This is a genomic window from Streptococcus phocae (genome assembly GCF_001302265.1).
GTDB classification, from domain to species: domain Bacteria; phylum Bacillota; class Bacilli; order Lactobacillales; family Streptococcaceae; genus Streptococcus; species Streptococcus phocae.
The window spans coordinates 85,587-96,628 of record NZ_LHQM01000010.1 but is presented as its reverse complement, the minus strand read 5'-3'; the positions used below and the strand labels follow the sequence as shown (position 1 = coordinate 96,628).

Genomic DNA, 11,042 nt, shown 5'->3' with positions numbered 1-11,042 from the left:
AATTGTTAAACTGATCTTGCCTGCCCTATCACTTATTGATTATTTCATAAAGATTTCAAAAACAAAGGACAGCTACGATGCTTATGCTGTTTCTATCAAAAAACACTTCAAAAGTTAGTTTTTCTAACTTTTGAAGTGTTTTAATTCTCATTAGTAGCCTAACTGCTTTTTTGTCTAAATCTATGAGAAATTTTTACCATTTATGGTTGATGCTTTAGCGATAAATACCGTTTAAATCCTACGTAAAAATAACAACTTAGTAAAATCATAAAAACCGGTAAAATCAAGGCATAAAGGCCGATTCGTAATGACGTGTCGTCAGTTTGAATGGTATTGCTAATATAGCCGGAAAAAGATAAGCACATTCCTACCCCTAAACCTGCTAAAGCCATTGTAAACTTAGCCACTAGTAGTTTGACGGACGTCAGTATGGCAGGAGTATACACTCCTGTTTCGAGTTGACTTAAATGGATTGAGCGTGCTAAATCAACAGTAGCTGATACCATAAATAAGCCTGATCCCATCTGTTTCATTGAAGCCGCTAAAAACATCAGCAGGGCATTGTTAGGGGCTATACGTCCGAAAATAAACAGCATTAGCATGCCTATAGTACTTAACACAGATGATAACAAAAACAAATGCGATGCACTAAGATAGCGATTACATTTGGGGTATAAACTGGCTGCTGCTAATTGTGCCATAATTGTAAAAGCATAAAGTGAAAAAAAGAACTCTTGATTGATACTGTATTTAAAATAATAAATATTAAAAGAATTCATCCATTCAAAAGACAATTGAAAAAAGAAAAATAGACAATATATTTCAAAAATGCTTTGCTTCTAAAAACGGTTTGGTAGCAAGCTACCATACTGACTAGGCTATCCTCTTCCTTTCGAGAGACCTCATCTGCGCGCACATCTGGTAAAGAAGGATAAGATAACAGTAAAATCACAACAATCAAAGAAGATAACAAAAGGGATAATTTAAAAAATCCATCTATTAAATGATTTCCCCCTAATAGGTGTAGCAGAGGCAAGGCTGTGCTAAAACCTAATAATGCAGCTCCGCTAGAAAAGCAAGTGGCAACCGTTGATAAAATCGTCTCCGAATGGTCCGTTTTTGACAGCCTGGATAACATTGACCAATAGCTCACATCCATTAACGTGTAACTAATCCCGAGTAAAAAATAAAAAATACAAATAAGGGGTATCAAAAAAGAAAGGTGCTGATAACTGCCCAATGAAAAAAGGCACAAAAAGATAATAATAGAACTCAGAACACCACTGAGATAGCATTTCTTATGACTGATGGAAAAATAATCTATCAAATAAGCCACAACAATATCATACAGAGCATCTAGCAGTCGCCCAAAAAATAATATCCCACCAACTAAAACAGGTGACAGTTCAACACCATCTGTGAAGTAAAGCATCAGCAATCCTCCAGAAAAAGACATTAATAAATCTTTGGAAAATCCCAATAAACCATATGATATGATTTGCTGTTTCGTCATGTTGTTATTCCTTCTCCCTCTATAAAGAATGATTTCTTAACTAGATGGTGTTGCTAGCTAATGATTATAATCTGAAAATATTTAGCTACTCCTATCCCCATAGGAGTTCATTAGACAATTACCTACAAAAAGGTCATTAGATACATCTGCTCTAATGACCTTTTTTATTATTCTCTTTTGAATTGACTATTGCTTTAACCTGTTTAAAAGCGAATATGTTCGCGTGTTTTCTCATATGAGTTAACAAAACGATCGGTAACGCCTGGCTCAACAGTTTCGAGGGCATATGAGATTTCATCAAATGACGCTTGGTAGTCGTGATCCACTTCAAAGAGTCTTAGTGCGTGTTCGAAACTATTTTGCACGCCCGCTTCAAAAGAACGGTAACGGTTTGAATACTGCAATAACTGCTCTGTCAAAGTTGCATTTTGAACCACTTGGTAAGTCAATTCTTCTAGATTGACAATCGCATTTGTAGCGATTTCAGACAAACGTGATACGGCTTCAATATTAATTCTACCTTTGCTGAGCTCGTCCATCAAGGCCTCTAATTGCGAGCTTGTTGTGAAAAAGGCTGTCAGAAATTCCTGAGGAATGCCTGGTAAATTGCGTTTTTCCATATAGCGCTTAATCATATGCAATTGAGTGACATAAAGGTCTAAGTTCTGACGTGCATGAGTTTCGATTTTTTCAATATCTTTCACTGCTTCAAAAACTTCGATTTGTCCATTTTCTACAGACGACAAGGTTTTCAGACTACGTTCGAAAATGGCTTCTAATTCTGAAAATGGCTTGTCTTGTTCAGTGAAGTTCTCGGCTATCGCCAAAACAGTATCGTTGATTTCCGTAATGTCTTTATCAAATGCTTTGATATTTAAGGCTTCGTTTTCACTCAAAATATATTTGTGAGACAATCTCGAAATTTCACTTTTCAGCTGCTCATTATTCCGTTGAACATGAAGCAAATAATTCGGGAGAATCTTACTATTTTTTGAAGCTTCTTGGTAAGCTGCGATTTCACGCTCAAACAATTCATATAATGAATTAATGTGCTCTTGAATGTGCGTGTTTTCGTCTCGTGCTCGGTCTAAATCAAGCGTCACCAATTCAGAAGAATTCGCTCGAATAGATTCTCTGATTTCTTGAAAACGTGCTTCAATATTCTTTTCAGGAAAATGATAATTTTCTTCTAGTAAACGTCGATATCCTGTCTCCAAATCATCTAACTGATCTGGAAAATCGTCTTCCAATTTTGCAACGATGGCTGGAATTTGCTCTGTAATCTGACCAAGTGCAATGGTGTGCTCCTCAGCCTTATCCAGAATGCCTGAGGCCTCAACAGGATCTCCTGACGAGTTGAGTGCCACAAACTGTGAAAACTCAGCCTCAATGTTTTTCATTTGCTTATTAATCTCGGCCATTGTTGAGCCAAAATTATCTTCATTTTCCTCGATAGAAGCTTGTAGCTGTTCGTATAAATCAAGAGCATGCGTGACACGCGCACTATTTTTTTCTTCTTGCTCTTTGAGCACACTAAGGGCTTCGCGGATAGCAGCAATATCTTCTTCAACCAGGTTTAATTGGCTTTCGACATTGTTAATTTCATGCTTGGTTCGAATAAAATTAAAGGTATCGTTGAGATTTTCAGCTTCAAAGATATGATTTTCAATATCTGCAAAAGAATTTAAGGTGAGGTCAACCCATTTTTGATTCCACTCACGAAATGAGGTTTGACTTTGTCCAATTAAATGAAGGGATTTAACTGCTTCTATTTCTTCATTTACAGGCAAGCTAAATAACGCTTGTTTTCTTTCTTCTAAATTGGTAATTAACGAGTCATTACGTTTACGTATAATGACACCTACTAGATAGGCGATAATCACTAGTAGGACTATGGCCACAATCAGCAAGATAATTCCGCTTGACATCTTAATCTCCTTATTAGTTAGATGCGATTTATCACATGCTGGTTCTCTCGGAACAGTAGCAAGAATCGCCTTTTTATTAAAATTTTATCAAAAACACACTGTAACGTTACGATTATAACATACTTTGAAGTGCTTTTCAAAAAAATATTTGGTCAAATGTCAAGTGTGCTGTAGACAGCATTTTCTTCGATAAATTCTCGTCTAGGTTCGACACGGTCTCCCATCAGCATATCAAAGACCCTGTCAGCATCTGCGGCATCATCTACTGTAACTCTTGCCATTAGGCGATTTTCAGGATCCATGGTTGTTTCCCAGAGTTGGTGATCATCCATCTCCCCTAACCCTTTATACCGTTGAACGGTTGGTTTTGAGCGACCGACACTGTACTTTTCAAGAGCTAGTTTTAATTCGGTTTCCTGATCAACACCTGGTTGAATGTATTGTTTGATTTCACTGCCGACCTTGACACCATAAATAGGTGGCTGAGCGATGTAGACATAGCCAGCCTCTAAGACAGGTCTCATGAAGCGGTAAATAAGGGTCAGTAATAAGGTTCTAATGTGAGCCCCATCAACATCGGCATCTGTCATAATAACTAATTTTTGGTAACGTGCTTTTGACACGTCAAACTCTGCCCCAAAGCCTGTCCCCATGGCTGTGAACAAGCTGCGAATTTCTTCGTTAGCTAGAATTCTATCCATGGTTGCTTTTTCAACATTTAAAATTTTACCACGAATAGGTAAAATGGCTTGGAACTCACGGTTACGTCCTGACTTAGCCGAACCTCCCGCAGAATCTCCCTCGACAATAAATAATTCATTTTGACGCGCATCATTCGAAGAACAGTCAGCTAGTTTTCCTGGCAAGTTTGAAATCTCAAGCCCTGATTTTTTACGTGTCACTTCACGGGCACGTTTAGCAGCAACTCTAGCTTTAGACGCTAAAATACCTTTTTCCACAATGCGACGTGCCACTTGTGGATTTTCCAGTAAAAAGCGTTGGAAGGCGTCGCTAAAGAGACGGTTCGTAATCTTGACAACCTCAGAATTTCCTAATTTTGTCTTGGTTTGTCCTTCAAACTGCGGATTAGGATGCTTGACAGAGATGACTGCTGTCAGCCCTTCACGCACATCTTCACCTGTTAAATTATCTTCATTTTCTTTGAGGATTTTATTTTTCTTGGCATAATCATTGATAACACGTGTGAGCGCTGTTCTAAAACCTTGCTCATGCGTGCCCCCCTCATGAGTATGAATGTTGTTCGCAAAACTAATCACTAGTTCATGGTAGCCTGTGGTATACTGCATAGCTACTTCAACAGTGATGCCATCCAGTTCTCCGTCAGTATAGATTGGGGTCTCAAAAATAACGTCTTTCTTATCATTTAAAAATCCAACATATGACCCAATGCCACCCTCATAGTGGAAATGCTCTTCTTGTTCTGATCCAGGACGACTATCTTTGATAGAAATTTTTAGTCCACGGTTCAAAAAGGCCAATTCCTGGATGCGTTTTGACAACACATTATAATCAAACTCAGTCGTTTCGGTAAAGATCTCTGGGTCTGGTGTAAAGTGCACTGCGGTTCCACTCAGATCAGTTGTTCCAATAATGCTTAGATCATTGATAACAGCCCCTTGTTTAAACTCTTGATAATAAATGTGACCATTTTTATAAACACGGACATCAAGTTGTTTTGAGAGGGCATTAACAACTGAAGAGCCTACCCCATGTAGTCCTCCAGAAACCTTGTAGCCGCCACCACCAAATTTACCTCCGGCATGCAAGACCGTAAACACTGTCTCAACAGCTGGGCGCCCTGTTTTTGCTTGAATGTCAACAGGAATCCCGCGACCATCATCAATAACTGTAATCGAGTTGTCTGCCTCGATAACGACCTCGATATGGCTGGCAAATCCTGCTAAAGCTTCATCAATTGAGTTGTCAACAATCTCCCAAACCAAATGATGCAAACCTTCTTTGGCTGTGGAACCGATATACATCCCAGGGCGCATACGAACGGCTTCTAGCCCTTCAAGGACCTGTATTTGACTCGCATCATATTCTTGAGCCTTGTTTTGTAATTGTTTGTTTTCTTCCATCATTTAATTCACTATCTCCAATAGGGATTTTCTGCCATCGACAAGCAGGGTGTCAAAACCCGCTGCTTGTCCTGCTTGGCTATCGATATCCCGGTCACCGATAACTAAGGCATTACTAATGTTATATGTTTCTTTCAAATAAAGTAAACTTTCAGGGTTAGGTTTTCTAGCAAAACCATTTGAGGAGGTGATAATATCCTCAAAATATATGGACAAACCTGCTTGGGCTAATAGGTCATGGACATGGTCATCACGATGCGTGACTAAAAAGTTGCGCCCTCCTGATGCCACCACCTTTTTTAAAATCGCCTCAGCTCCGCTACACCAAATCGGATGGGTGAGTTTTTTAGCTTCGTTAGCTTTGTAGACCTTTAAAAACTCTTTCTCCTGCGGAGCAAACTTGTTAATGGCTGCTTCTGTCGACTCTTTGAGTGTCTCATGTATAGCCACGGCATCTCCAGAGAGATTAAAAGCAGCTAAGGTTTCCTGAAAGGCTTGGGTCGAAAGCTCGTAATTATCAAGTAACGTTCCTCCTAAATCCCATATATAATCGTGATAATTCATAGCCTTAATTATAACATATTTTCACTTGTTTTTACAGTTATTTGAGCAAAATAAAAGGGCAGCGACTCTGAGCTAAACCAGTAATCACTCCCTTTTTTATCTAATAGCGTAAACGCCTGCTAAGTTCTTGTTGACTTTGTTTGTCTCGTGCTAGCACACGCTGATAATTCATTGATAACACTAAGCCAACACCAATCAAATTGGAGATTAACGAGGAGCCCCCTTGCGAAATAAAAGGTAAGGGTATCCCTGTCAATGGCAGTATTCCTAGTGCTGCTCCGATGTTTTCAAACACATGGAATAAAAGCATCATAATAAACCCAGTTGAAACATAGGTGTAAAACAGGTTATTGGACTCAAAGGTGACCTTGAGCATGCGATAAATCAACAGCAAATAAAGACTGAGCAAGACGGAACTTCCGATAAAACCGAAATTTTCAGCAATTACCGTGAAAATCATATCACTTTCTCTGACAGGAACCGACAGTGCTAACACGCCAAACCCTTTGCCAAAAACCCCGCCACTACCAATGGAAATCATGCTCTGGGTCTGTTGATAGGCTATGGTTTCTGAAAAATCAAAAGGCGTTAGCCAGGCAGAAATTCTATTTAGTTGGTAGGTGTCCATGCCAATAGCAATCAAGGCATCCTTACCTGCTGGAAATGAAAAGACCAAAAGAAAAACGAGTATACTAGTAACCAATATCCCGCCAACAGGCAAAATCAACCACCAAGAAATCCCCGATAGGAGAATCATTCCTCCTAGGATGGCTAAGAAAACCATGGCGGTCCCTAAATCTTTTTGCAAGCCCAGCAGTGCCAAGACAGGCAAGGTGACCACCAAGTACAGTCCTAATAATTTCCAATCGTCTTTGAACTGGGACCTTTTTTCCTTGCTGTTAAACCAAACGGTTAGTCGCGCCATGGCTAAGATATAGGAAATTTTCATAAACTCTGATGGCTGAAAAAGCGTGACTGAGCCTATGGTGATCCAGTTTTTCGATCCAGTCGCAGCCACCAACTGTGGACTGAAAAAAATCAAAGGAAGAATCATCAAGAGCATCCCTAACAGGTAAAAAAGAGGTGTCAATTTCCACAAGAGTGCCGTGCTAAAAAACATCACGACAAAACTAATGATCAATCCAACCCCAATCCAAATGACTTGCTGCGTCATTATCCCGATTAATTTATGAGGAAAATCGTGACTAATGGCGACATACAATGCTAAAAGCCCATAAACCAACAAACAAAACACAGGAAAAACAATGGCATAGTCAATCCTGTGATCAATAGACCGTTTTTTTGATAACACGATTACTTCCTTTCTTAATAAGAAGAACAAAGCCCATATACACTGTTACAAGGGGCGCTACACCCTCAAACGAAAAAAGAACCATTCAGATGGTCTTTTGTGCCGTCATCTCCTATGACCCCTCTTATGTTAAGCAAATGATGCTATTTTCTTTGCTTTATTTCTAATCAATTATAGCACAATTCTTGCCATTAAAAAAGAGACCTGTTAACAAGTCTCCTCCCTAACCACTCCAACTAGAGACATGACCAATCGCTAGCGCATCACCTATTAACACAAGCTGTTTTCACATCTATTTACTCGGAAAAAAGCTAAAAAGTATTGATTTTTATATGGCACCTATACTATAATTCGAGTAGATAGCAAAGGAAACTTAAAGCGCTACACATATCAGTCCAGAAAGAAAACGAGGTCACACAAATGATGAAAGACGTCACTTTTGAAGGAAAATTTGACAGTGGGTACGATTTTTATACGGTTGAGGCAACCGTTCCAATAGACATCACTAAAGCATCCCTCGATGCCGAAACAATCGCCAAAATCGTCGAAGCCTTAGAAAACAAAGATAAACAACAACGCGGCAAGGACTCTCCTGGCGAGTGCGTCGGCTTTGAAGTGTCTCTCGACGACATTGACCAAGCCGTCGACCAGGAAAAAGCCAAATACATCGTGGATGGCAACTTTATCATTTTAGATAATGACTACAGGTATCTCAAATGGTTTGCCCATAAAAAAGACATCAAGCGGTAATAAAAAATGCACTCAGAAATTACTCTGAGTGCATTTTTTCTATTTGCGAAACTAATTGTCTGAAATCCCTTTATAAAATGCATCGGTTAATCGTTTTAATGCTATATAAATCAATAGTAGTATAACCAGTGCTATGTATACTAGGAAAATATCTACAAATAGACTATGAATTAAGTATATAATTTCCCCCTTAGATTGATTGCTATCGATACTAAAGAAAGACATCACAGGTTTTTTAGAAAAATAGCCATATAAGCAAAAAGATGAGGTTTCAGTACCCTGATCGATAGAGAGCAAATGCTGAGAACACTCTCTCATACGCTTTTTATTCACATGTTTGCTACCTCTGTGTCCTGTAGCCTTTGTTGCACTAACAAGCTGTACCCCTTTTATGCCCCTCAGATGAATTTGAGCGTCAAAAAAAGCCTTTAGCTTAAAGGCTTTTTTGTTTGATAATATGACCCCTGCCGGAATCGAACCAGCAACTACTCCTTAGGAGGGAGTTGTTATATCCATTGAACTAAGGGGTCTTGCTCCTAAACCACCTAACTATTGTAACCCAGAAAAACAGTGATTGCAAGACTAAACTCATATTTTCATCCTTATTTTGCAGGATAGTGCTAAGAAAACTCACCTACAATTATTGCGACAATCAAAAAAAGGCAGAGCCTTCACGTGGAAGATTCTGCCTTTTTTAGCTTGAGGCAATTGCTCAAACTATCGAAATTCGTTTTCAAAAAGTATCTCCGTCGCCATCTTGAAAAGATGGGCAGACTTGCTAAAGCTTTTTGCTGATTAACGACGAATTTCTTTGATACGAGCTGCTTTACCTTGCAATGCACGCAAGTAGTAAAGTTTAGCACGACGAACTTTACCGTAACGAACGACTTCGATCTTATCAACACGTGGAGTGTGGATAGGGAAAGTACGTTCTACACCGATACCGCCAGAAATTTTACGAACTGTATACATTTCTGAAATCCCTTGACCTTTACGTGCAATAACTACACCTTCAAAGATCTGGATACGTTCACGAGTTCCTTCGACAACTTTCGCATGAACGCGAACAGTGTCACCAGGACGGAAATTAGGGATGTCAGAGCGAAGTTGACCTTCAGTCAAACTTTGGATTAATGGATTCATTTTATATTCTCCTATCTTACTAATCTTAAGCGCTTGTCTTAGCGGATTAGCCGTAATTTATGTATGTCCATTACACACAAATTACATTATATCAAAATCTCACGCCATTGTAAAGAGTTTTCTTTGCCAATCTTCCTTAACTACTAAGCCCCTCGAAAGCTCCATGCTCTCAAGGGTTAACAGACCTTTGCTGGCTATAGATCGAATGCCTTCTACTCACCATGTAAGCAAAGGCTGAGACGATAAAATAAGCTGGTGCATTTGCTACGCCAAACACCTCTATCCCGATGAAAATCGGAGCTAAAAAGGTATTGGTAGCACTCCCAAACACAGTGACGTAGCCAAGTGCCGCAACCAAGGGAACAGGTAAACCTACTAGTGGTGCTAGTACCACGCCCAAAGAAGCCCCTATTGAAAAGAGAGGAGTCACTTCTCCACCTTGAAAACCAGCTGATAAGGTCACTACCGTTAACAAACATTTCAAGAGCCAGTCATACGAGTAAATCGGCTGATGGTCAAAAGCTGCCGCAATCAGGTTAGTTCCCAAGCCCGTGTACCGACCAAAATGAAAGAGTAATAAGACAGCTGACAACACCACACCCACTAGTAAGACGCGGTGATAAGGATTGGGCAATTGTTTTGCGACCACTTGCTTTCCTTTTTCCAGTAAATAGGCAAAGCCATTTCCAACTAAGCCAAAGACCACGCCTAACAAAATCAGCTGAACAAAATAAGTGGGGGTCATTGCTAGGGCATCAACCAGAGGGACAGAAAATTTTTCCAAACCTAACTGGTGAGAAGTCCAAGAGGCTGTAAAAGAGGCTACCACTGCTGGAATGAGGGCAGAATAGCTCAATTGACCTAAACACAAAACCTCTAATGCAAACACCACCGCTGCCATAGGCGTCTGAAACAAGCCAGCAAAACCTGCCGCCATTCCCATAACTAAAAAGATTTGCGATTTATTTTTAATAGCTGTCAGTCGATGACAATAGTGAGACACCGCTGCGCCGATTTGCACAGCGACCCCTTCACGACCAGCACTCCCCCCAAATAAATGCGTGAGCCAGGTTGACAGGATAATCAAAGGAATCAGCACCAAAGGAATGGCATCAGCCTTATCATGACCAACGTCAAATACCAGTCCCATGCCTTTTTTTGCCGATTTGCCATAATGATGGTAACTATAAACAATGACTAAACCAGCCAAGGCTAAAAATGGGACAAGATAGAGCAAATGTTGTTGGCGAAAGGCAGAGATCTCTAGTAGCCCCTGACCAAAAACATAGTCTATCGCTCCTATCACGAGACCAATTGGTAGGGCTAAAGCAGCCAAGATCAGGTTATCTTTTAAACGAACATCTGCTACCTGTGCAATCGGTTTAGTCATGCGCATCACCCTTGTTTTGACGCAATGTCTGGTGTTTTCTGGAAATTGCCATAATCGCCTCAAAGGTTTCTATAATAGCAGACTCAAGCGAAGGGTCCGTAACCAGTTGCGAGACTTTTTCTAAAATGTCCCCTTCACGTTGCTGGTCAAAAACAGCCATGTTGTGCTGCACCTTGTGATCACTAACTTGATTGACCAATGCTAATCGCTTTTCAAACAAATGAACCAACTCCTGATCAATCTTATCAATCTCTTGTCGTAATAATGTTAATGTCATCGCCCTACCTGTTTCTATATCTTAACGCAGTTATTTAGTGTTTGCGGGTTGTTTTGATAAAAT

At 39.8% G+C, this 11,042-nt stretch carries 8 protein-coding genes, 1 tRNA gene and 1 pseudogene; 1 reads left to right on the top strand and 9 read right to left on the bottom strand.

Annotated elements, in window-relative coordinates; genetic code table 11:
• Positions 1-200: 200 nt before the first annotated feature.
• From AKK44_RS09210 to AKK44_RS03145, 5 genes and pseudogenes are all read right to left on the bottom strand, one after another.
• Positions 201-1,432 (bottom strand): annotated as a pseudogene (locus tag AKK44_RS09210) (MFS transporter).
• A 284-nt stretch (positions 1,433-1,716) separates the two neighbouring features.
• Complete coding sequence (gene ezrA, locus AKK44_RS03160) at positions 1,717-3,441, bottom strand: septation ring formation regulator EzrA (protein WP_054278482.1); 1,725 nt, start codon at positions 3,439-3,441, stop codon at positions 1,717-1,719.
• A 152-nt stretch (positions 3,442-3,593) separates the two neighbouring features.
• On the bottom strand, positions 3,594-5,546 hold the full coding sequence (gene gyrB, locus AKK44_RS03155) for a DNA topoisomerase (ATP-hydrolyzing) subunit B (protein WP_054278481.1): 1,953 nt from the start codon (positions 5,544-5,546) through the stop codon (positions 3,594-3,596).
• Positions 5,547-6,107 (bottom strand): HAD-IA family hydrolase, encoded by a 561-nt coding sequence (locus AKK44_RS03150; RefSeq protein ID WP_054278480.1) that lies wholly within the window; start codon positions 6,105-6,107, stop codon positions 5,547-5,549.
• Between the two features lie 100 nt (positions 6,108-6,207).
• Positions 6,208-7,419, bottom strand: coding sequence for an FtsW/RodA/SpoVE family cell cycle protein (locus AKK44_RS03145; protein ID WP_054278479.1), 1,212 nt, complete (start codon positions 7,417-7,419; stop codon positions 6,208-6,210).
• A 420-nt stretch (positions 7,420-7,839) separates the two neighbouring features.
• Here AKK44_RS03145 and AKK44_RS03140 point away from each other — a divergent pair, with 420 nt between their 5' ends.
• Positions 7,840-8,169, top strand: a complete 330-nt coding sequence (locus AKK44_RS03140) for a hypothetical protein (RefSeq protein ID WP_054278478.1) — start codon at positions 7,840-7,842, stop codon at positions 8,167-8,169.
• A gap of 458 nt (positions 8,170-8,627) precedes the next feature.
• Here the strand turns inward: AKK44_RS03140 and AKK44_RS03135 are convergent.
• The 4 genes from AKK44_RS03135 to AKK44_RS03120 all read right to left on the bottom strand — a co-directional run bounded on the left by AKK44_RS03135 (position 8,628) and on the right by AKK44_RS03120 (position 10,979).
• Positions 8,628-8,699: transfer RNA gene (locus tag AKK44_RS03135), tRNA-Arg, on the bottom strand.
• Between the two features lie 265 nt (positions 8,700-8,964).
• Positions 8,965-9,312, bottom strand: coding sequence for a 50S ribosomal protein L19 (gene rplS / locus AKK44_RS03130; protein WP_037595100.1), 348 nt, complete (start codon positions 9,310-9,312; stop codon positions 8,965-8,967).
• Positions 9,313-9,481: 169 nt separating this feature from the next.
• Positions 9,482-10,702, bottom strand: coding sequence for a voltage-gated chloride channel family protein (locus AKK44_RS03125; protein ID WP_054278477.1), 1,221 nt, complete (start codon positions 10,700-10,702; stop codon positions 9,482-9,484).
• Positions 10,695-10,979: a chorismate mutase gene (locus AKK44_RS03120; protein ID WP_037595104.1), complete on the bottom strand. Its 285-nt coding sequence runs from the start codon at positions 10,977-10,979 to the stop codon at positions 10,695-10,697. Before AKK44_RS03120 ends, AKK44_RS03125 begins: the two co-directional genes overlap by 8 nt.
• Positions 10,980-11,042: the final 63 nt, after the last annotated feature.

What these genes read in the sequence shown, in the direction of transcription:
- AKK44_RS03125 (WP_054278477.1), bottom strand. Translation starts at nt 10,702, where the DNA reads ATGACTAAACCGATTGCACAGGTAGCAGATGTTCGTTTAAAAGATAAC.
- AKK44_RS03140 (WP_054278478.1), top strand. Translation starts at nt 7,840, where the DNA reads ATGATGAAAGACGTCACTTTTGAAGGAAAATTTGACAGTGGGTACGAT.
- AKK44_RS03150 (WP_054278480.1), bottom strand. Translation starts at nt 6,107, where the DNA reads ATGAATTATCACGATTATATATGGGATTTAGGAGGAACGTTACTTGAT.
- gyrB (WP_054278481.1), bottom strand. Translation starts at nt 5,546, where the DNA reads ATGATGGAAGAAAACAAACAATTACAAAACAAGGCTCAAGAATATGAT.
- ezrA (WP_054278482.1), bottom strand. Translation starts at nt 3,441, where the DNA reads ATGTCAAGCGGAATTATCTTGCTGATTGTGGCCATAGTCCTACTAGTG.
- AKK44_RS03120 (WP_037595104.1), bottom strand. Translation starts at nt 10,979, where the DNA reads ATGACATTAACATTATTACGACAAGAGATTGATAAGATTGATCAGGAG.
- rplS (WP_037595100.1), bottom strand. Translation starts at nt 9,312, where the DNA reads ATGAATCCATTAATCCAAAGTTTGACTGAAGGTCAACTTCGCTCTGAC.